Source organism: Micromonospora sp. CNZ285 (genome assembly GCF_004637285.1).
Genome location: NZ_SPQD01000001.1, coordinates 5,914,217 through 5,934,658 on the forward strand (window position 1 = coordinate 5,914,217; position 20,442 = coordinate 5,934,658).

Below are 20,442 nucleotides of genomic sequence, written 5' to 3' on the forward strand. Positions count from 1 at the left end.
CGGGCACCGGCACGCGCGGGTCGCGCGGTCAGCACCAGCCGTTTATCGGCCCGTTCACTCCGGTGGAGAGGTAGGCGTCGGACACCCAGCTGCCGTCGCTGAGCCGGTCCCACAGGGCGGTGGTGCCGTAGCGGCCGGTGTGCGAGGTGCCGTTGGCGGAGCAGGAGACGGTGACGGTGGCGCCGTCGGCCACCGACCCGAGGGCGCCGTACCCCGTTCCGGGACCGGAGCGCCGGGTCAGCGTGCCGCCGCCGTTGGCGTCGACGACTCCCTGGTTGAAGCCGAGCGCGCCGTAGTTGTAGACGCCGCCACCGCCGCCGACGTAGGCGGACCCGTGCCGGGCGCCGCCCTGGTACGCCGCCGCGCCGCTGACGAAGTCCCACTTGCCGATGCCGTGCCCGGCGATCGGCACGTACGCCGAGTTCTGCCGCAGCCCGAAGTGCACGTGCCGGCCGGTGGCGGAGCCGCCGCAGGTGACGTCGGTGCCGGTGTAGCCGAGGTACGCACCCTGCGCGACGGCGGCGCCGTTGACGGAGATGCTGCTCCACAGGTGGTAGTAGTCCGTCGAGTAGCCCCGGTCGTGGATGACCCGGATCCACCCGGTGCACATCGTGTACGCGGTGCCGGCCCGCGCGGCCCGGACCACCTGGTCGCCGCCGGCGAGGTCGACCGAGCTCCACGGCGCGGCGGCGCCGCCCCAGCCGTGCGGCCCGGAGGTGAGCGTCCACGTCTGCCCGACCGCGAACGGCAGGGCCATGCCGGTGCGGAAGTCTCCGCCCGCGAGCAGCGGCGCGACGGGCGTGGTGAAGACGGCCTTCTCGGTCTCGCTCACCAGCGGCGACGCGGCGGCCAGGTCGCCGAATGCGGCCTCCCCGTCGAACGCGACGGTCCAGCCCCGGGCGTCGGCCCGGGCGAGGAAGACCGAGCCGGTGGGGTGCGCGTCGGCGGACCGGTCCGCCGGCAGCACGGCGGTGCCGAAGGCCCACCGGCCGTTCGTGCGGGTGACGGTGACCCGGGCCTGCTGCGCGTCCGCCGTGCGGGCGGTGGCCGCGTCGGCCGAGGCGAGAAGTTTCGCGGTCACGGCGTCGGCGACGGGTCCGGGTGTCGCGCGAGGTGCCGCAGTGGCGGGTGCCGGCGCCACCGCCCAGGCACCGATGGCCGCCAGGGCGCAGGAGAGCATGAGCCGTCGCATGGAGCCTCCTTATCGACATCTGTCACTGAATAGAGAGGCTATCGACGGTCGTGAAAGTTGTCTACGACTCTCGGCGCGACGGTGAAGGATCTGTGCATCGGGGCGTATCCGGAAGTGGATCTTCCGGCAGTGGTGGGTTGAGTCGCCGCCGGCCGGGTAGCTGAGCGGTATGCGAGTACCGACCCTGGTCAAGACCGCGGCGGCAGTCACCGCGACCGCCGCAGCGGGCGCCGCCGCCACCTCCACCGGCACCTCGTCGCGCTGGTACCGCCGCCTGCGCAAGCCCGCCTGGCAGCCGCCGTCGGCCGCGTTCCCAGTGGTCTGGACCCCGCTGTACGGGCTGATCGCGGTGGCCGGTGCGCGGGCGCTGGACCGCTCCGAGGGGCCCGAGCGCGCCGCCTTCGCCCGCGGCTACGCGCTCAACCTGGCGCTCAACGCGGGCTGGAGCGCCCTGTTCTTCGGCGCCCGCAAGCCCGGCGCCGCGCTGGCCGGGATCGCCGCGCTCAACGCGTCCAACCTGGTGCTGCTGCGCCGCGCGGCGCGCACCGACCGTCCCGCCGGGGCGGCACTCGCCCCGTACGTCGCGTGGACCCTCTTCGCCACCGCCCTCAACGGCGCGATCGTCGGCCTCAACCGGGGACGGTGACCGGCGTCCGCCTGATCAAGCGGACGCCGGGCGGGTCGCGCGCCACGACGCCAGGAGTCGTAGCCGATCAGCGTCCGGGCTGCCCGGCTCGGCGGTGAAGACGAGCATGACCGGGCCGGGACTGCCCGGCAGCGGATAGGTGTCCCAGTCCAGGACGATGTCGCCCAGTCCGGGCACCCGGAACGTCTTGGTACCGCTCACCGAAGCGCGCACGTCGTGCCGTGCCCACAGCCGCCGGAAATCCGCGCTGCGGATGCTCAGCTCGCCGACGATCGCGGTGGCGCGGGGATGGGTCGGGTCGTCGGCGACGGCGGCACGCATCATCCCGATGTAGTCCAGCGCCTGCCGCTCCCAGTCCGGGCAGCTCCGTCCCCCGGTCAGCGCGTCGTCGAACAGCAGCAGGAGCATGTTGAGCCGGCCGGGGTGGTCCGCCGGGTCACCGAGCAGCGCCTGCGCCATCGGGTTCCAGTCGAGCAGGTCCAGGTGCCGGCCGAGGACGACCGCCGAAGTGTCCATCACCCGCAGCAGCCGCCGGGTGCCGTCCGGCACCCGCTCCGGCGCCCGATCGACGCGGGCGGGCACCGGCCGCCGGGCGGCTCGGGCCAGCGTGAACAGGTGCCGGCGTTCGGTGTCGTCCAGCCCGAGGGCGCCGGCGAGCGCGTCCAGGACGTCGTCGGAGGGGCGTACCTCCCGGCCCTGCTCCATCCGCTGGTAGTAGTCGGTGCTCAGCCCGGCCAGCAGGGCCAGTTCCTCCCGCCGCAGGCCGGTCACCTTGCGCCGCCCGCCCGGCTCCAGGCCGACATCGCGCGGGCGCAGCCGGCCACGCCGGGCGCGGAGGAAGGCGCCCAGCTCGCGTGCGTACGGATGCGGGCTGCTCATGCCGCCAGTCTGCCGCGACGCCGCACGCCCAGGGTAGGTCCCGCGGACCTAGGCAACCGCGAACGACCGAGACCGCACGGATCGCTCCTAGCGTCATCGCTCGACGCGAACCGCCGTACCCGAGGAGCAGCAGATGACCGGATGGACCGCCGACCGCATCCCCGACCAGCGCGGCCGGGTCGCCGTCGTGACCGGCGCGAACTCGGGCCTCGGCCTGGTCACCGCCACCGAACTGGCCCGCCGTGGCGCCCACGTCGTGCTGGCCGTGCGGAACACCGCCGCCGGCCGGCAGGCCGCCGGCCGCATCGGCGGCGACACCGAGGTACGCGAGCTGGACCTGGCAAGCCTCGAATCGGTACGCGCGTTCGCCGCGAAACTGACCGCCGACCACCCGACGATCGACCTGCTGGTCAACAACGCCGGCGTGGTGCTGCTCGGCCCGCGCCGTACCTCCGCCGACGGCTTCGAGCTGCAGTTCGCCACGAACATGCTGGGCCCGTATGCGCTGACCGGCCTGCTGCTGGACGCCCTCGCCGGGGCGCGGGCGGCGCGGGTGGTGAGCCTCAGCTCCCTCACCCACCGCAACGCGCGGCTCGACTTCGACGACCTGTTGTCCGAGCGCGACTACCGGGCCTCCGCCGCGTACGGCCGCTCGAAGCTCGCCACCACCGTCTTCGGCGTCGAGCTGGACCGCCGCCTGCGCGCGGCCGGGTCGCCGGTCGTCAGCGCGCTGGCGCATCCCGGCCTCACCCGCAGCAACCTCACGCCGCGGGCCTGGGAACACCGGGGCCGGCTGGGACGCGTGATCGGGCGGCTCGGCCTGCTCGCCGCCCAGCCGGTCGAGCGGGGCGCCCTGCCGCAGCTGCGTGCGGCGACCGACCCGGAGGTACGCGGCGGCGAGTTCTTCGGCCCGTCCCGGTTCTTCGAGACCTGGGGTCCGGTGGCCGAGGCGCGGTTGAGCCGGCAGGCCGCCGACCCGGCCGTGGGTGAGCGCCTCTGGGCTGCGGCGGCGGAGCTGACGGGTGTTCGTTACCTCTGAACCGGCGGTGCGCAACGATGCGGCCGAGTGGGATTTTGCACTCCCAGTGCACTTGTCTGGGGTTCCGTGTCTGCCTAGCGTCAGGCCATGGCTGACTCGTGGACGTTCGCTGTGGCCCGTGACGACCTCGCTCGCACCACACTCGTCGACGGGGCCGTGCCCGACCTCGCCGACGGGGAGGCGCTGCTGCGCGTGGACCGCGTCGGCCTGACCGCCAACAACGTCACATACGCGGTGCTCGGTGAGGCGATGCGCTACTGGGAGTTCTTCCCGCCCGAGTCCCGAGGACTCGACGAGCGGTGGGGCCTCCCGCCACTGTGGGGCTTCGCCGAGGTGGTCGCCTCCACAGTGGCCGGCGTCGAGCCGGGAGGCCGGGTCTACGGCTACCTGCCGCCCGCCGGTCACCTGGTGGTACGCCCGGACCGGGTGGACGAGTCCGGGTTCCGCGACGCCAGCGCACACCGGGCCGGCCTGCCCTCGCCGTACAACTCCTACCGGTCCACCGACGGCGACCCCGCCTACCGGGCGGAGCAGGAGGACCTGCTGATCCTGTTCCGGCCGCTGTTCTTCACCTCGTTCATGCTCGCCGACCAGGTGATCGACGAGGACGCCTACGGCGCGCAGTCGCTGGTGCTGTCGTCCGCGTCGAGCAAGACGGCGTACGCCACCGCGTTCGAACTGCACGGCCGCGGCCGGCGCCTGATCGGGCTCACCTCGCGGGGCAACCTCGCCTTCACCAGGTCGCTGGGCTGCTACGACGAAGTCCTCTCCTACGACCAGATCGACGCGCTCGACGCCGTACCGGCCGTCTACCTCGACCTGTCCGGCTCACCCACTACTCGCGCCGCCCTGCGCGCGCACCTCGGCGACCTGCTGGTCCGGGACATCGCCGTCGGCCTCACCCAGCAGACGCCGAACGCCGGTGCCGCCGGGGAGGTCTTCTTCGCGCCAGTGCGCATCCGCAAGCGGAGCCAGGACTGGGGTCGTGACGGCCTCGACGAGCGGTTCGCCGGCGCCTGGCAGCGGTTCTCCCGGGTGGTGAGCGGATGGCTCGACGTGCGGGTCGGCACCGGTCCGGAGGCGCTGCGGGACGCGTGGCACGACGTCCTCGCGGGCCGTACGCCGCCCCGGGTGGGGCACGTCGTCCAGCTCTGAGAACGTCGCCGATTTCGACCGTGACGGGCCCGGTCGGCCGATGCGCGCTAGGCTGTCGGTACGGGGTACCGACGGCTGATCGCCGACCCCTTGCTTCTCCCACGGTTTCCCAGCCGCGATGACTGAGTCGAGCGCTGCCGTGCAGATTCCCTTGGAGCACCTCGTGCCCGACAACACGTTCGCCTTGAATCCCTTCCGTGCGGAGAGGTTCGGGGTCACCGACGACGAGCGCAGTCCGATCGCGGACATCAGCGCCGAATCCATGACCCGCCTGCGGAGCCCGTTCACCGCAGAGCGCTTCGCTCGCGAGTCGGCCGGCGAGCCCGCCCGGCGCTAGGCCGTCATCCAGGGTGACGGACGCAGAGACCTACCTCTGAATCGGGTCGTGGGCGGGCACCACGTGCATCTGGTCCGCCAAGGCGATGACGCGCCGCCCGGCGGTCCGACCGCGGGACCGCTGATCGGCGAGGTGACCGAAATGACCGAGATCCAGCTGGCCGACGTCTTCGTGGAGATGGCCGACACTCTCGTCGACGACTTCGACGTGATCGAGTTCCTGCAGGGGCTGACCGAGAGGTGTGTCGAGCTGCTGGGTGTGTCGGCGGCCGGGCTGCTCCTGACCGACCAGCGGGACACGCTGCAGGTGGTCGCCGCCTCCTCCGAACGCACCCGGCTGCTGGAGCTGTTCCAGCTCCAGACCGACCAGGGGCCCTGCCTCGACTCCTTCCGTTCCGGGCAGCCGGTGTCGGTCGCCGACCTGACCCTGACCACGGCCCGATGGCCGAGGTTCACCGCCGCCGCGGCCGAGGTCGGCTTCGCCGCGGTGCACGCCCTGCCCATGCGCCTGCGCTCCGAGGTCATCGGCGCGCTGAACCTCTTCGACGTCCGGCCGGGGGCCCTCGACGAGGACAAGCTCCGCATCGGTCAGGCGCTCGCCGACGTGGCCACCATCGGGTTGCTACAGCACCGCGCCATCCACCGGCGCGACATCCTCACCGAGCAGCTGCAGACCGCCCTGAACAGCCGCGTCCTGATCGAACAGGCCAAGGGCATCCTGGCCGAGCGCCTCCAGGTGGACGTCGGCCAGGCCTTCGCGATGTTGCGCGACGGCGCCCGCAGCCGCAACCGGCGGCTGTCCGAGCTGTCCCAGGCGATCGTCGACGGCTCCGAGCAGCTCGCGCCGGTACCCGTCGCCGACAAGTCCGACTGACGACCGGTTCGACACCTGAGGGCGCTTCGCCGGGCCGCCCGGGTTTCGGTCGGGGGGATGAAGGCGTACGGTGACGATGTCGCCCGGGTCCCCGGTGGCCGCCAGTCTCGCCGCCACCAGCCCGTTAGGGGCATAGGACAATGGTCACCACAATCGTGACACCGCCGGCCGTGCCGTCCCCTCCGACAGTGACCCCGGCAACGGGGGCGAGTGAGCAACTGTTGCGTCGACGCGCGGCCCTGAGCCCCGAAGACCCCGGCCGGGCCCGGCTGCGAGCCCGGATCATCGAGGCGAACCTGCCGATGGCGGGCCGGCTGGCCCGCCGCTACACCGGCCGCGGGGAGTCCTACGAGGATCTGGCTCAGGTCGGCGCGCTCGGTCTGATCAAAGCCGTCGACGGTTACGACGCCGACCTGGGCGCGCCGTTCGCCGGCTACGCCATCCCGACCATCCTCGGCGGCATCCGACGACACTTCCGCGATTCGGCCTGGGCGATCCGGGTGCCGCGATCGACGCAGGAACTGAGCGCCCGGGTGCCGGAGGCGCGGAGCAAGCTCGGGCAGCGGCACGGTCGCGAACCGACTGACGCAGAACTCGCCGACCACCTGGAGGTGACAGTCGCCCAGATCGTGGCCGCCGTCACCGCCTTCGACTTCTACCGCCTTCAGTCGGTGAACGAGCCACGGCCCGGGGGCAACGGCGTCGAGCGGATCGCACACGTCGGCGCCGCCGATCCGGGATACGCGGCAGTGGACGACCACCTCACCCTCCGAGGACTCCTCGCGGCGCTTCCCCTACGTGAACGTCGGATCCTGATCATGCGGTTCTACGGTGACCTGACCCAGGCAGAGATCGCCGCCCGGGTCGGGCTGTCGCAGATGCACGTCTCCCGGCTGCTGACGCGCTCTCTGGCCCAGCTGAGAGCCGGGATGCTCCGCTGAGCGGTCGCCGGCCGGGGCTCTGACGGTACGTGTTCGGCCAGAGGGGTAGTTCCGACATCTTGGACGTACCGATCGGTCAGGCGGCGAGTAGGCTCAGGATGTCGTCCCGGACCCCGACGGCCCCGGTTCGCGTTGTTCGCGCACCACCGCCGAGATGAGGTCCACCATGACCAGGTTCGCCGACTCCACCCGCTCCGCCACCGTGCGGCCCACACCTGAGATCAACAACCAGCCCCGTCCGGTGCCGCGCGTCCGCGCCGCGGGATCGCTTGTCGCGATCACGGCCTTCGCCGTGGTGCTGCTCCTGCTTCTGATCTTCATCCTGCAGAACGGTCAACGCACGACCGTGCACTTCTTCGGTGCGAGCGGGGAACTCCCGATGGGGGTCGCGCTGCTGCTGGCCGCGGTGTTCGGCGTGCTACTGGTGACCGTCCAGACCACCACGCGACGCGTCATCCAGCTGCGGCTGGCGACCCGCAGGCGCCGCGCCACCCCCGGCACCCGTCCAGACCCCGCCGGCACCGACCCGGACGCCGGCGTACGAGAGGGACGGAACTGATGGTCCGCTCAGCCCAGGACCGCATGACGTGGATCTGCACCAGTGAACCGCCGACGGCACGCCTGCGGCTGGCCGATCCACCGTCCAGCCGCGCGATGCTCGACGGCGGTTGGTGGCCCACGTCACGAGACCCGGTCGTCGAACTGTCCAGCCTGATCACCGCGCTCGCCGCCCGAGGCGACGGCGTGATCGAACGGGTCATGCTTCCGCCGGCGGCCTGGGACAGCCATCCGACGCGGATCGGTGTCGGCGGCGCCGTGGTGCGGGTGGGCTGGTTCGCCACCCTCGACGCCGAGCGGGTGATCCTCACAGGCACGCGGAATCTGCGGATCGACCTGGCCGTGACATCGCCGGTCCGGACCTGAACGCCCGGACCAGCCCGGCCCGGGGGAGGGCCACGACCGTTCCGCACCGCTTCACGAAGGGGTACCGATGAGGATCGCCAGATACCGGATCGCTGCGGCGCTGCGCGAGCGCGGGCAGCAGGTCAGGGCCGAGTGGGTCGAGCGGGAGCTGCCGGAGCTGGTGGATTCCGACCAGCACGCCGGGCTGCTCGCCACCCTGCGTCTGGATCCGGCCGACCTCGCCGCCACCCGGTCCTGGTGAGGGTTGCCCTGCTCGGTCCGGTCGCCTGGCGGACACCCCCGCACCACTACGGTCCCTGGGAGCAGGTGACCGGGCTGCTCGCCGAGGGGCTGGTCACTCGTGGCGTGGACGTGACTCTCTTCGCGACGCTGGACTCCGTCACGTCCGCCGTCCTCGACGGCGTGTGCCCCCGGGGGTACGCCGACGACCCCGGAATGGACGGGCGGGTGTGGGAGGCGATGCACGTGTCCCACGCGATGGCCCGTTCCGGCCGGTTCGACCTGGTGCACAGTCATCTCGACTGGCTGCCGCTGGCGTTCGCCGAGCACTGTCGTGCTCCGCTGCTCACCACCGTGCACGGCTTCTCCGGCGCGGGGATCCTTCCCGCGTACGCCCGGGCCCGCTCGTCCTACGTGTCGATCTCCGACGCCGACCGGAGCGCGGAACTCGACTACGTCGCCACGGTGTACCACGGTGTCGACCTCACCGCCCTGCCGTTGAGGCGGGAGGCCGGTCCGGGACTGGCCGCCTTCGGCCGGATCCATCCGGACAAGGGCATCCACACCGCCATCGAGATCGCCCGCCGCGCCGGACGGCCGCTGACCATCTGCGGCATCGTGCAGGACGAGCGGTACTTCGCCGAACAGGTGGCCCCGCACATCGACGGCGACCAGGTCGTCTTCCTCGGCTCGGTCGGCCCGAAACGACGTGCGGAGGTGCTGGGCGCGAGCGCCGCGCTGCTGCACCCGATCGCCTTCGACGAGCCGTTCGGGCTGTCGGTGGTGGAGTCGATGTCCTGCGGCACGCCTGTCGTCGCGTACGCGCGAGGATCCATGCCGGAGGTGGTCGACGAAGGGGTGACGGGCTTCCTCGTGCACACCGTCGAGCAGGCCGTCGACGCCGTCACCCGGGCTGCCGGGCTGGACCGGGCCGCCTGTGGGGCGCGGGCCCGGGAGCGCTTCGGCGGCGACCGGATGGCCACCGAATACCTTGCCGTCTACGACGACCTCATCCGTCGACCGAGACGCTGAACCTGCCGGGCGGCGCCCCGCACCGGGCAGCTCCCGAATCCGTTCCGCCGGCCACACACGCTGGCCGGCGTACGCCGATACCGCGTGAGGCTCGTCCCCGTACCCGGAGGTGGCCGACAACCGGAAGGCCCGACACCCATGCCCAGCTACGGATTTCTCAGCACCCACCCGCCGACACGGTGTGGACTGGCCACCTTCAACTCCACCCTCGCCGCCCACCTGACCGCCGACGGCACGCGCGGTGGCATCGTCCGGGTCACCGACCGCGGCGACGACCAGCGGGCCGGGCCCGGGGTCGTGCACACCTGGTCGACGTGCACCCAGGCCGGCTGGCGGGACGCCGCAGCCGCCCTGAACGCCTTCGACGTGGCCGTCGTGCAGCACGAGTACGGCATCTACCCCGGGGCGGACGGCGAGGACGTCCTGCCGGTGTTGCGCCGGCTCACCGTGCCCAGCATCGTGGTCCTGCACACCGTGCTCCGCCGTCCCACCGCCCGGCAGAAGTCCCTGCTTGAGCAGATCGTCACCGCCGCCGGAGCGGTCGTCACGATGACCGGCACGGCTCGCGACCGGCTGCTCGTCGGCTACTCCGTACGGCCGGAGAAGGTGACGGTGATCCCGCACGGCGCCGCCGACCACGTCCGCGTGCCCGCCGACCGCCGTACCCGCCCACACCTGCTGACCTGGGGACTCCTCGGCCCCGGCAAGGGCGTCGAGTGGTCGTTGCAGGCGCTCGCGCGGTTGCAGGACCTCGATCCGACCCCCACCTACACCGTCGCGGGCCGGACCCACCCGAAGGTGGTCGAGCACCACGGGGAGGCGTACCGGTCGGGACTGCACCGGCTCGGCGCGCAGCTCGGCATCGCCCACGCCGTGGATTACCAGGACGTCTACCACGACCAAGCCGCCCTCGGCCGGTTGATCCGCTCCGCCGATGTGGTCGTGCTGCCCTACGACTCCCGCGAACAGGTCACCTCCGGGGTGCTCGTCGAGGCGGTGGCCGCCGGGGTGCCCGTCGTGGCCACCGCCTTCCCGCACGCCGTCGAGCTGCTCTCCGGCGGCCCCGGTCTGGTCGTACCCCATCGGGATCCGGCGGCGCTGGCCGCCGCGATCCGGCGGATCCTCAGCGAACCGGGCCTGGCGGCCCGGCTGGCCGGCCGCGTCCGCCCGCTCGCCCCGGACCTGCGCTGGCCGGCGGTGGCGGCCCGCTACGGCGCCCTCGCCGAACGGCTCGTCGCCGCCCGCCTTCCCGCGGTCAGTGCGGCATCGGCGTGACCGCGACCACCGGCCTGTCCAGCATGCCGGGCAGCAGCCGCCGGCATCCGGCGCCCCGGCCGAGCTTCGCGCACCTGATTCGGTTGAGTGACGACACCGGGCTGTTCGAACACGCCCGGCACGCCATCGTCCGGCGCGAGCACGGTTACTGCACCGACGACGTCGCCCGCGGCCTGGTCGTCACCAGCCGGGAACCGGAGCCGGCCGAGGAGGTGCTCCGGCTCGCCGAGCGCTACCTCGCCTTCCTGACCCACGCCCAGGACGCCGGCGGCGCCTTCCACAACCGGCTCGGGCACGACCGGCGCTGGACCGACGAGGCCGGCCTCGGCGACTGGTGGGGCCGGGCGCTGTGGGGGCTCGGCACCGCCGCTGCCCGCAGTCCCGCCGCCTGGATCCGGGAAGAGGCACTCGTCGCCTTCAGCCGGGGCGCCAACCGGCGCTCCCCGGCGCCGCACACGATGGCCTTCGCCGGGCTCGGCGCGGTCGAGGTGCTTCGCCGCCACCCGGCCCACGCTGCCGCCGCCGCGCTGCTGACGGACGCCGTGACGACGATCGGCGGCCCCGGATCCGACCCGCGGTGGCCCTGGCCGCAGCAAGGGCTGACCTACGCCAGCGCGGCTCTCGCGGAGGTCGTCGTCGCCGCCAGCCAGCTGCGTCACGGCGGTCCGTCCCTCGACGACGGTCTACGGATGCTGACCTGGCTGCGTGAGGTCCAACTGCGCGACGGGCGGCTGTCGGTCGTACCCGCCGGCGGGTGGCAGCGCGGCGCGGCACGGTTGCGCCACGACCAGCAGCCGATCGAGGTCGCCGCCTTCGCCGACGCCTGCGCCACGGCCGCCGAGGTCACCGGCGATCCCGGTTGGGAGGTCGGGGTGCGGCAGGCGGTGGGGTGGTTCCTCGGTGAGAACGACGTCGGCACGCGGATGTGGGATCCGGCGACCGGCGGCGGCTACGACGGGCTGACCGCGCACGGGCCCAACGTCAACCAGGGCGCCGAGTCGACCCTCGCGTTGATCTCCACCCTGCAGCATGCCCGGCGGTGGTCGTGACCGGGAGCCTGGCCGTCCGGCAGGACGTCGTCCTCACCCCGGACCCACGCCGGGTGATTCTCAAACTCTTCGTCCCGGGCGAGGACGCCGCCCTGGTGCACACCCGCGCGCGGGCGCTCATCGACCGCGTCGCGCACCTCGACGAGGAGGAGATCGGCCGCCTGTTACGGGCCACCTTCGAGCGCTTCGGAGCTCGGCACCGGGACCTGGACGGCCGGCTCCACCACCACTACGACCTGGTCCGGCACCGCGCCGCCCGGGCCTGGGACCTGTCCCCCGCCGCCCGGCTCCTGGTCGGCGCCTACTTCAGTCACGAGTACGCGGTCGAGTCCGCCGCGCTGTGCAACCCGTCCATGGTGGAACACCCCGATCAGACCGGTCTGAGCGCCGGGCAGGTACGCGTCGCGGTCAGCCTGCGCCAGATCGGCGAGGGGCACCTGTCGTCCATCGGCTTCGCCACCGCCGTCCTCGGACCCGGACGCCGGCTGACCGTCGCCGAACGCTCCGGTCCGCTCGTGGTGGGGCAGCGGACCGGCGTACGGCACCGGCGGGACCTCCTGGCCGCCGGCCTGGCCGAGGTGGACTGCGACAACGAGATCACCGCCACCGTGCTGGACGCCCTGCCCGAACGGTACGACGAGGCCACCTTCGCGCGGGTGCTCGGCGACCTGCCACCGGACCTGCTGTCCCGCAGTAGCGGGATGGCCAGTCTCGAACAACTGCGCCGCACCAACGCCGCCGGCTACGCCACGACCTTCCCCGCCGACACCGCCCTGCATCAACGGGTGCTCTGGCCGGCCACGCCGGCGGAGAGCAACGGCATGGAGGACGCCCGGTTCGTGCGGTTCACCGACGAATCCGGACCGGTGTACCGGGCCACCTACACCGCCTACGACGGACGGCACATCGCCACCCGCGCGCTGGCCAGCACCGACCTGCGCCGATTCGAGGTCACCCCGATGCGCGGGCCGGGCGTCCGCAACAAGGGCGTCGCGCTGTTCCCCCGTACCGTCGGCGGCCGGCACCTCGCCCTGTGCCGCGCCGACGGCGAGACCATCGGCCTGACCCGCCTGGACGGCGAGAACCGGTGGCAGGAACCGGTGCCGCTGCACGCCCCCCGGGACAGCTGGGAACTGATCCAGGTCGGCAACTGCGGATCCCCCATCGAAACCGACGCCGGCTGGCTCGTGCTCACCCACGGCGTCGGCCCGATGCGCCGCTACGCCATCGGCGCGCTCCTGCTCGACCTGCACCGACCGGAACGGGTCGTCGCACGGCTTCCCGGCGCGCTCCTGTCCCCCGACGAGGCAGACCGGGACGGATACGTACCCAACGTCGTCTACTCCTGCGGCGGCCTCGTCCACGCCGGCGAGCTGTGGCTGCCGTACGGGGCCAGCGACGCCCGGGTCGGCTTCGCCACCGTGCCGCTGGCCGCGCTCATCGGGGCGATGGTGCGATCGCCGCACGACCCCTCCGCCCAGGCGGCGGAGTAGACGAAGGACGCGCCCGCTCCAGGCCTCGGCGCGGCGTCGACGCTTCCGAGCGCGGGATCGAGCGGTGGTCAGCGGTTGAGGTAGGCGGCCAGGCCGCCGAGTTCCTCGTTGGCGATGAAGACCGAACGCACGTTGATGATCGCCTCCTCGACGTGGAGCGGGCAGCCCCACGCCGAGTCGCCCCACGAGTCAGCGATCTTGATCTCGGCGGGTGCCGTGCAGCCGTCGCCGCCGCCGAGCTGACACCGCTCGGGGCGCGGACTGGCGGCCTGCGCGGCGGCGGCGGCGCGCAGCCGGGCGGTGAGTTCCGCCGCCGCGGCGGCGCGCTGCTCCGCCTCGGCCCGCAGTTCCCGCTCCGCCCGCACCACCCGGGCCAGCTCGTCGTGGGCGGCCCGGGCGCGGGCGTCCGCTTCGGCCTTCGCCTGTTCGATGTGGTGGCGTTCGATGGCCAGGGCGGCGGTGCCGGTGAAGACCCGGGCGAGGGCCAGGTCGGCCTCCCGCGGGACACGCGGGGTGCGGTGGTACATGGCGAACGTGCCGAGCAGGCTGCCGTCGCGGGCCAGGATCGGCGTGGACCAGCAGGCGGCCAGCCCGGCCCGCTCGGCCAGGTCGCGGAAGTCGGCCCAGAACGGGTCGGTGGCGATGTCGGTGACGACGACCGGCTCGCGCCGGTGCGCGGCGGTGCCGCACGAGCCGACACCCTCGCCGGTGGCGATCCCGTCGATGGCCTGGTTGTAGAAGTCGGGCAGGCTGGGCGCGGCGCCGTGGCGCAGGTGCCGGCCGTCGGCGTCGGCGAGCAGGACGGAGACGAGCACCTCCTGCGGCGCGAGGTTCTCGATGCAGCGGGCCATCCCGTCGAGCACCTCGGCCAGCGGCGCCTGCCGGGCGATCTGCTCCAGCATGGCGCGGTGCTCGGCCATCAGCCGTTGCGCGTGCTTGACCTGCGTGGTCTCCACCCCGATCACGCGGATCCCGGTCACCGTGCCGTCGGCGTCGCGGCGTGCCTCGTAGGTGAAGTCGAAGAACGCCTCCCGCGCCTGCGATCCGGTGCCGAGCATGATCCGGGCGTCGTGGGCGGTGTAGGACTCGCCCGTGCGGTAGACCTCGTCCAGCAGGGCGATGAAGCCCTGGGCGTCCAGTTCCGGCATCAACTCGGCGAGCGCGACCCCGGTGCGTGCGCGTTCCTCGCCGATGGCGGTGAAGAACGCCGGGTTCGCCGCCTCCACCACGTGTGTCGGCCCGGCGAGGGCGGCGAAGACGGCAATGGACTTGCCGAACAGTGTCCGCAGATCCTCGTCCGCGGGCCGCCCGGCGACGGACGAACTCGCCGTAGGCAGATGCTGGCCTGGTAGCGCCGTCATGCCTGGTCTTCCTCCTCGCCGCTTCGCCGACGTCGCCAGATTACGGGGCAGTGCCCGACGTTCACATCTTGGCATCGACGCCCGCCTCCGTTACCGTCGTGGGAACGCTCCCATGAACTTAGATACGTCTATGTGATCAGGAGGAAACACGACGTGGCTATCCTCTCGTCCCGCCGCAGATCAGCGGCCATCAGCGTGGCCGCCGTCGCGGGGCTCGCCGCGGCCGGCGTCGGCTTCGCCGTCGGCGGCGCGTCCGCCGGCACGGTGTCCGGATCGCTCTACCGCGACCCGAGCTCGGCAGTGGTCCGCTGGGTCGCGGCCAACCCCGGCGACTCCCGCGCCGCCGTCATCCGCGACAAGATCGCCAGCCAGCCGCAGGCGCGCTGGTACGCCAACTTCAACCCGTCGACCATCCAGTCCGAGGTCTCCGGATTCGTCGGCGCCGCCAACGCGGCGCAGCAGATCCCGGTGCTGTCGGTGTACGAGATCACCAACCGGGACTGCGGCGGCGCGAGCGCCGGCGGGGCGCCGGACCTCAACCAGTACCAGACCTGGGTGTCCAACTTCGCCAGAGGACTCGGCAACCAGACCGTCCTGATCATCCTGGAGACCGACTCGCTCGCGCTCCAGACCTGCCTGAGCACCGGTGAGCTGAACGCCCGCAACCAGGCGCTCACCACGGCCACCCAGACCATCAAGTCGGCCAACCCCAACGCCAAGGTGTACCTCGACGGCGGGCACTCGACCTGGAACAGCGCCAACGACACGGCCAACCGGCTCCGCGCGGCCGGCGTGCAGTACGCCGACGGCTTCTTCACCAACGTGTCGAACTTCAACCCCACCTCCAGTGAGGCGAACTTCGGCCGGGCCGTCATCTCCGCGCTCAACGGCATGGGCATCTCCGGCAAGCGGCAGGTCATCGACACCAGCCGCAACGGGGGAGCCGCCGGGGACTGGTGCGCCGACGACAACACCGACCGGCGCATCGGGCAGTACCCGACGACGAACACCGGCGACGCCAACATCGACGCGTACCTCTGGGTGAAGCCCCCGGGTGAGGCGGACGGCTGCCGCTACACGGCCGGTTCGTTCCAGCCGGACCTGGCCTTCAGCCTCGCGAACGGCGCGCCGAACCCGCCGACCACCGCGCCGCCGACGACCAACCCGCCGACGACCGCGCCGCCGACCACGGCTCCGCCGACGACCGCGCCGCCCACCACGGCGCCGCCGACCACCCCGCCGCCGGCCGGTAACGGCTGCTCCGCGGCGGTCGCGATCAACCAGTGGAACGGCGGCTTCACCGCGAGCGTGAACGTCACCGCCGGATCCGCGGCCATCAACGGCTGGACCGTGACAGTCGCGCTGCCGGGCGGCGCCGCGATCACCGGCACCTGGAACGCCCAGGCCAGCGGCACCAGCGGCACCGTCCGGTTCACGAACGTGGGCTACAACGGGCAGGTCGGCGCCGGCCAGACGACCAACTTCGGTTTCCAGGGCACCGGCACCGGCCAGGGCGCCACCGCCACCTGCGCCGCCTGACCGGACCCGGCACCGGGCCCGGCGCGGAGGATCGTTCTCCGCGCCGGGCCTCTCACGTCCCCGCCGCTGTCCGCGACGGAGTCACGAACCGCCGGGCCCGCCTCAGGTTGCGGGCCAGCTCCTCGCGGTTCTGGTGCGCGTGGCGGATCCACGCCGGCTGGCCCGGGCCGGTACGCCAGGACTCGCTCAGCGGACTGTTGTCCACCGTGTCGAAGCCGAACCGGTCGTAGAGCCGCGTCACCAGTTCGACCGCCTCCGGGTGGTCGCTGGAGACGGACAGCGCCAACCGGTCCGGCGCGCCGGCGGGCCGGGCCGAGGTGAGCAGCCGTGGCGCCTGGATGTGGGTGAACGCCTTGGCGACCTTCGACGTGGGAAGCTGCTCCTGGCGTAGCTCGTGGACCGTCTTCTCGCCCGAGTCGAGGACCGGGATGTTCCCGTCCCGCCAGACCATGTAGTTGTTCGTGTCCAGCACCACCTTGCCGGCCAGTTCCTCGACCGGCATGTCGTTCACGACCTTCAGCGGTACGGCGACGATCGCGAAGTCAGCCGCTGCCGCCGCCTCCGGCGCGTACGCCGCCCGCGCCGACGGCCCGAGTTCGGCCGCGAGGTCCGTCAGCGTGTGCGGTCCCCGCGAGTTGGCGATCACGACCGTGTACCCGGCCGCTACCGCCGCGCGGGCGAGCTGGCTGCCGACCTCGCCCGCGCCGATGATGCCGATGGTTGTCATCGTCGGTCTCCGTCAGCGGGCGGCGGTGAGCTGCCGCAGCATCTCGGCCGAGTCGTGCAGTGCGGTCATCTGCACGAACCGCCCGTCGCTGACCTTGTAGATGGCGTACTCGACGATCTCGAACGAGGCGCCGGAGGGCGGGACGCCCAGCCACTCCTTCACCGGTGTGCCGTAGTTGATCGCGCGTACGGCGATCCGGTCGCGGTCGAACAGCAGTTCCTCGACCTTCCAGCGGAGGTCGGGAACGGCGTCCACGTCGTGCTTCTGCACCGCGATGACGTCGTCCCGGGTGCCCGGCTCGCCGTTGAGCATCACCGTGTCGTTGATGAACTCGTCCATGCCGTCGAACTCGTGGGCGTTCAGTGCGGCGACATAGCGCAGGTACCAGTCGCGGAGATCGTGCTGAGTCATGTCACTTTTCCTCTGATGTGCGGATGATGCGCGGACCTCGGCCGGGGTCGCGGTCGGGGTGGTCGGCTACCAGCTCAGGAGCCCGGAGTCGTCCTGGAGGGTTCCGGTCGGGCCGTCGGGGGGAAGCGTCGCCAGGCGTACGACGGTCCTGGCGCTCTCCGCCGGGGTCCGGCCGCCGCCGATCGCGGCGGTCAGGTCGGTGGCGGTGTAGCCCGGCTCGACCGCGTTGAACCTGATCCCCGGCTGGGACTTGGCGTACTGGAGGGTGATCATCGTGGCGGCGGACTTCGACGCCGAGTAGAGCGGTGACGTCAGGTGGTACTCCGGCCGGTCGGGGTTGGTGACCGCCCAGAAGGAGCCGGCGCTGCTCGACACCGTGACCACTGTCGGGTTGGACGACCGGCGCAGCAGCGGCAGCGCCGCCTCCGTGACCCGGACGACCCCGACCACGTTGGTGTCGAAGACGCGCAGGGCGGTCGGCCCGTCGACGACGCCGTTCTCGGCGATGCCGGCGTTGTTGACGAGGACGTCCAGCCGCCCCTCGTCGGCGTCGATGGTCGCCAGCGCCCTGGTCACCGAGTCGTCGTCGGTCACGTCGAGCGGCACGAACCGTGCCCCCAGAGCCGACGCGGCCTCCTCGCCCCGCCTGGCGTCGCGCGCTCCGAGGTAGACGACGTGCCCCAGGTCGAGAAGCTGTCTGGCGGTCGCGAAACCGATGCCCTTGTTCGCGCCGGTGATCAACGTGACGGTCATGCTCTTCCCTCGTGTTCCCAGTTTTGTACTGATCGGTTCGGGGGTCACCGTAACAGCTTTCTGTACCGATCGGTTCGTGGGCTCGGTCACGTTCTGTACCGAGCGGTATAGTCAAGGCATGGGCACTGAGACTCCGACCCCGGGACGGCCGCGGGCCTTCGACGAGCAGACGGTCCTCGACCGGGCCGCCGAGGTCTTCTGGCAGCAGGGCTACGAGGGCGCGTCGCTCAGCTCACTCACCAAGGCGATGGGCATCAACCGGCCCAGCCTCTACGCCGCGTTCGGCAGCAAGGAGGAGCTGTTCAAGCGGGCCTTCGACCGCTACCACGAGACCAACCTCGCGAACGCGCGCGCCGCCCTCGACCAGCCGACCGCGTACGCCGCGATCGAAGCCTTCCTGCGCGCCAGCGCCGACAACCTGACCGCCGGCGGCCACCCCGCCGGCTGTCTCTCCATCCAGGGTGGCCTGGCCTGCTCCCCGGAGAACGCCCGCATCTCCGAGATCCTCGCCGCCGGCCGGGCGGCCACCGAGGCCGCGCTCGAAGAGCGACTGTCTCGCGCGGCGAAGGAGGGGGATCTCCCGGACGGCCTGGACAGCCGGGCGCTCGCCCGTTTCGTGATGGCGCTCAGCGAGGGGCACGCCGTCCACGCGGCGGCCGGCGCGAGCCGCGAGGACCTTCAGGCCTCCGTCGACGTCGCCATGCGAGCCGTCGCGGCACTCCACCCCGGTGCCGCGCCAGCGGCGTCCGCGTAGTCGAGGGCGGCCTGAGTTCCGGGTGGACTCAGAAGCGACGGCGGACCCATCTGCCGATCATTCCCAGCGTGAACAGCAGCATGAACAGGAAAATGCCCGCACGCCAGTTGTCGCCGCTGGTGTTCCGCCCGGTGTAAGTCGACATCCCGTAGAAGAAAAAGATCACGTCAGCCGGCAGGACGACCAGAAGCGCCTTGGTGTCAAGGTGCGGTCCGCGTTTCTGCGCAAGGTTGTTGTTGATGTTGATGTTTCCGGTCTGGGTAGCGTAGACGTTCCCCGAGTTGGTGTTGATGTTCTGGCCCGCCCCGGGTGGCGTCCCCTTCTGACCGGAACTCATAGCGGCTTCACCATCAGATGCGGTGCGGCGCCCGGCCGTGCCACCAGTTCGGCGATGCGCGGATCGGCGGAGCCGTTCACGCCCAGCATGGCGACCGCCTGCTTGAACGCCCGCGGAATGGTCCGGCCGAAGCCCAGAGCGGAATAGAACGAAGCGGCGAATGCGATGGCATCGTCGTCGGGGATGGCCGCGTTCATGCCGACGACGTAGTCGACGTATCGACTGATGGCTTGCACCGCGGCGGCGGAGTGGCAGGCGTTGACGACAACGACCCGAAGGTTGTCGCTTGTGGCGTGGAAGAGCTCCGCGAGAGAGGCGAGACTGACTGATCGGGCGATGCCGTCGTCTGCGGACAGCAGGATTTCCCCGGTGCGATCGCCGTGGCCACTGAAGTGGACGATGTGCGGGCTGTGTTGGTTGAGGTACTGAAGGAGATCCATCGGACGGACCGCCCAGCAGGTGATGAGTTCGAACGCCTCCCGGTCACGGGAGAGGCGTAGTCGCTCCGTGATCCGCCGCGCCTCCTCGTCGATGGCCAGCCGCGCGGTGGCCAAGGGATTCGCGGCGAGCATGAGGATGCGGATCCGGTCGTCGGGAGCCGCCGTTTCGTGAATGTTGACGTCGCCGGTCTGCGTGGCATAGACGGAACCACCGTTGGTACTGACGTGCTGGTGCAAGCCGGTGCCGGCAACCGACTTCTTCGCGTCCCTCATGGGCTGCCACTCCATCATGATCTTGTCGACGTCGGATGACGGCGACTACTGACGGACAGCCGTCCGTCAGTAGTCGCCGTGCGATGCCTGTCAGGTCCGACGCCGCCTGCCGGCCCTCAATTGGAGCTATGCCATGGCTGAAGTGCGCCGCAAGATCTACGTGACCTCACCCGGCTACGACGACATCGGGCGCGTGTTGAAGTCGATGGGTGTCGAATACCAGGGCTTTTCGGGGTCGTACGACTGTTCACTCTTGTTCGTCAACTGCGGCACCCCCGACGCGGTGGACCCCCGCAGGCTGGCCGAGTTCGTCGACGCCGGCGGCTGTCTCTACGTGTCCGACCTCGCCGGTGACCTGTTGGGGCTCGCGTTCCCGGAGCTCTTCGTCTTCGACGGACGCGGCGGCCGGACTGGCGAGATAGATGCCCTCGTCGTCGATCGGGAACTGCGTGAGATATCCGGTCGCATGATCAGGATCAGGTTCGACATGGGCAGCTGGAAGGTCTTGCGCCACTGCCAGGGCCACGCCATCATCCGGTCGGCCAACCCGGGCGAGTACGCCGATCTCCCGATCATGGTTTCGGTTCGCTGTGGCCGCGGGACGATCTTCTACACCTGTTTCCACAACCGGTCCCAGCAGTCGATCGAGGAACAGCGCATCCTCCAGTTGCTGGTGCTCAAGCAGATCGGCCTCACCGAGGGTTCCAGTGTTGAGCAGGTCGGCCGATCGCTCGGTGTTCAGGTCAACGAGTTTCGTCGCGACCTCAGGAGCTGATGCGGCGGTGGAGAGGAG

General features: G+C 71.7%; 24 protein-coding genes. 16 read left to right on the forward strand and 8 right to left on the reverse strand.

Annotated features, from left to right (window positions below):
* Positions 1-28: 28 nt before the first annotated feature.
* Entirely contained in the window at positions 29-1,192 is a 1,164-nt protein-coding gene (locus tag CLT75_RS27230; RefSeq protein ID WP_135243048.1) for a peptidoglycan DD-metalloendopeptidase family protein, read from the reverse strand.
* A gap of 169 nt (positions 1,193-1,361) precedes the next feature.
* Between CLT75_RS27230 and CLT75_RS27235 the strand changes: the two genes are divergently transcribed.
* Positions 1,362-1,838 carry a TspO/MBR family protein gene (locus tag CLT75_RS27235; protein ID WP_135243049.1) on the forward strand — a complete coding sequence of 159 codons (477 nt, stop codon included), beginning with the start codon at positions 1,362-1,364 and terminating at the stop codon, positions 1,836-1,838.
* 15 nt (positions 1,839-1,853) lie between these two features.
* On the opposite strand, the gene CLT75_RS27240 is transcribed toward CLT75_RS27235, so the two are convergent.
* Positions 1,854-2,717, reverse strand: a complete 864-nt coding sequence (locus CLT75_RS27240; protein WP_135243050.1) for an MmyB family transcriptional regulator — start codon at positions 2,715-2,717, stop codon at positions 1,854-1,856.
* A gap of 133 nt (positions 2,718-2,850) precedes the next feature.
* Here CLT75_RS27240 and CLT75_RS27245 point away from each other — a divergent pair, with 133 nt between their 5' ends.
* From CLT75_RS27245 to CLT75_RS27295, 12 genes are all read left to right on the forward strand, one after another.
* A complete protein-coding gene (locus CLT75_RS27245; RefSeq protein WP_135243051.1) occupies positions 2,851-3,756 on the forward strand; it encodes an oxidoreductase in 906 nt (301 codons plus the stop codon).
* 87 nt (positions 3,757-3,843) lie between these two features.
* Positions 3,844-4,911 carry a DUF2855 family protein gene (locus CLT75_RS27250; RefSeq protein ID WP_135243052.1) on the forward strand — a complete coding sequence of 356 codons (1,068 nt, stop codon included), beginning with the start codon at positions 3,844-3,846 and terminating at the stop codon, positions 4,909-4,911.
* Positions 4,912-5,029: 118 nt separating this feature from the next.
* On the forward strand, positions 5,030-5,248 hold the full coding sequence (locus CLT75_RS27255; protein ID WP_244253947.1) for a hypothetical protein: 219 nt from the start codon (positions 5,030-5,032) through the stop codon (positions 5,246-5,248).
* 141 nt (positions 5,249-5,389) lie between these two features.
* Positions 5,390-6,121, forward strand: coding sequence for a GAF and ANTAR domain-containing protein (locus CLT75_RS27260; protein WP_135243053.1), 732 nt, complete (start codon positions 5,390-5,392; stop codon positions 6,119-6,121).
* Positions 6,122-6,342: 221 nt separating this feature from the next.
* The gene (locus tag CLT75_RS27265; RefSeq protein ID WP_167796971.1) at positions 6,343-7,062 is read left to right on the forward strand and encodes a SigB/SigF/SigG family RNA polymerase sigma factor; all 720 of its coding nucleotides are present in this window, start codon (positions 6,343-6,345) and stop codon (positions 7,060-7,062) included.
* A 166-nt stretch (positions 7,063-7,228) separates the two neighbouring features.
* The gene (locus CLT75_RS27270; RefSeq protein ID WP_209310391.1) at positions 7,229-7,621 is read left to right on the forward strand and encodes a LapA family protein; all 393 of its coding nucleotides are present in this window, start codon (positions 7,229-7,231) and stop codon (positions 7,619-7,621) included.
* Positions 7,621-7,986 (forward strand): DUF5994 family protein, encoded by a 366-nt coding sequence (locus CLT75_RS27275; protein ID WP_135243055.1) that lies wholly within the window; start codon positions 7,621-7,623, stop codon positions 7,984-7,986. The genes CLT75_RS27270 and CLT75_RS27275 overlap by 1 nt, the downstream gene beginning before the upstream one ends.
* Positions 7,987-8,053: 67 nt before the next feature.
* Entirely contained in the window at positions 8,054-8,227 is a 174-nt protein-coding gene (locus CLT75_RS32810) for a hypothetical protein (RefSeq protein WP_167796972.1), read from the forward strand.
* On the forward strand, positions 8,224-9,237 hold the full coding sequence (locus tag CLT75_RS27280; protein WP_135243056.1) for a glycosyltransferase family 4 protein: 1,014 nt from the start codon (positions 8,224-8,226) through the stop codon (positions 9,235-9,237). Before CLT75_RS32810 ends, CLT75_RS27280 begins: the two co-directional genes overlap by 4 nt.
* Positions 9,238-9,375: 138 nt before the next feature.
* Positions 9,376-10,512: a glycosyltransferase gene (locus CLT75_RS27285; protein ID WP_135243057.1), complete on the forward strand. Its 1,137-nt coding sequence runs from the start codon at positions 9,376-9,378 to the stop codon at positions 10,510-10,512.
* A complete protein-coding gene (locus CLT75_RS27290; RefSeq protein WP_486485282.1) occupies positions 10,509-11,561 on the forward strand; it encodes a glycosyltransferase in 1,053 nt (350 codons plus the stop codon). The genes CLT75_RS27285 and CLT75_RS27290 overlap by 4 nt, the downstream gene beginning before the upstream one ends.
* Positions 11,552-13,054, forward strand: a complete 1,503-nt coding sequence (locus CLT75_RS27295) for a glycoside hydrolase family 130 protein (protein ID WP_486485283.1) — start codon at positions 11,552-11,554, stop codon at positions 13,052-13,054. The genes CLT75_RS27290 and CLT75_RS27295 overlap by 10 nt, the downstream gene beginning before the upstream one ends.
* Positions 13,055-13,122: 68 nt before the next feature.
* Here the strand turns inward: CLT75_RS27295 and CLT75_RS27300 are convergent, their stop codons facing one another.
* Positions 13,123-14,415, reverse strand: coding sequence for a GAF domain-containing protein (locus tag CLT75_RS27300; protein ID WP_135243058.1), 1,293 nt, complete (start codon positions 14,413-14,415; stop codon positions 13,123-13,125).
* A 153-nt stretch (positions 14,416-14,568) separates the two neighbouring features.
* Here CLT75_RS27300 and CLT75_RS27305 point away from each other — a divergent pair, with 153 nt between their 5' ends.
* Positions 14,569-15,954: a glycoside hydrolase family 6 protein gene (locus tag CLT75_RS27305; RefSeq protein ID WP_135243059.1), complete on the forward strand. Its 1,386-nt coding sequence runs from the start codon at positions 14,569-14,571 to the stop codon at positions 15,952-15,954.
* A 52-nt stretch (positions 15,955-16,006) separates the two neighbouring features.
* Here CLT75_RS27305 and CLT75_RS27310 read toward each other — a convergent pair whose 3' ends face one another.
* The 3 genes from CLT75_RS27310 to CLT75_RS27320 form a co-directional block, all read right to left on the reverse strand.
* The gene (locus CLT75_RS27310; RefSeq protein WP_135243060.1) at positions 16,007-16,681 is read right to left on the reverse strand and encodes an NAD(P)-binding domain-containing protein; all 675 of its coding nucleotides are present in this window, start codon (positions 16,679-16,681) and stop codon (positions 16,007-16,009) included.
* 12 nt (positions 16,682-16,693) lie between these two features.
* Positions 16,694-17,092 (reverse strand): ester cyclase, encoded by a 399-nt coding sequence (locus tag CLT75_RS27315; RefSeq protein ID WP_135243061.1) that lies wholly within the window; start codon positions 17,090-17,092, stop codon positions 16,694-16,696.
* 66 nt (positions 17,093-17,158) lie between these two features.
* Positions 17,159-17,845, reverse strand: a complete 687-nt coding sequence (locus CLT75_RS27320) for an SDR family NAD(P)-dependent oxidoreductase (protein WP_135243062.1) — start codon at positions 17,843-17,845, stop codon at positions 17,159-17,161.
* A 118-nt stretch (positions 17,846-17,963) separates the two neighbouring features.
* On the opposite strand from CLT75_RS27320, the gene CLT75_RS27325 reads away from it, so the two are divergent.
* Positions 17,964-18,599, forward strand: a complete 636-nt coding sequence (locus CLT75_RS27325) for a TetR/AcrR family transcriptional regulator (RefSeq protein ID WP_135243063.1) — start codon at positions 17,964-17,966, stop codon at positions 18,597-18,599.
* A gap of 28 nt (positions 18,600-18,627) precedes the next feature.
* Here CLT75_RS27325 and CLT75_RS27330 read toward each other — a convergent pair whose 3' ends face one another.
* Both CLT75_RS27330 and CLT75_RS27335 read right to left on the reverse strand, forming a co-directional pair.
* Positions 18,628-18,936, reverse strand: coding sequence for a hypothetical protein (locus tag CLT75_RS27330; protein ID WP_135243064.1), 309 nt, complete (start codon positions 18,934-18,936; stop codon positions 18,628-18,630).
* Positions 18,933-19,649, reverse strand: a complete 717-nt coding sequence (locus CLT75_RS27335) for a CHAT domain-containing protein (protein WP_167796973.1) — start codon at positions 19,647-19,649, stop codon at positions 18,933-18,935. The genes CLT75_RS27330 and CLT75_RS27335 overlap by 4 nt, the downstream gene beginning before the upstream one ends.
* Before the next feature lie 133 nt (positions 19,650-19,782).
* Between CLT75_RS27335 and CLT75_RS27340 the strand changes: the two genes are divergently transcribed.
* Complete coding sequence (locus tag CLT75_RS27340) at positions 19,783-20,424, forward strand: hypothetical protein (RefSeq protein WP_135243066.1); 642 nt, start codon at positions 19,783-19,785, stop codon at positions 20,422-20,424.
* Positions 20,425-20,442: the final 18 nt, after the last annotated feature.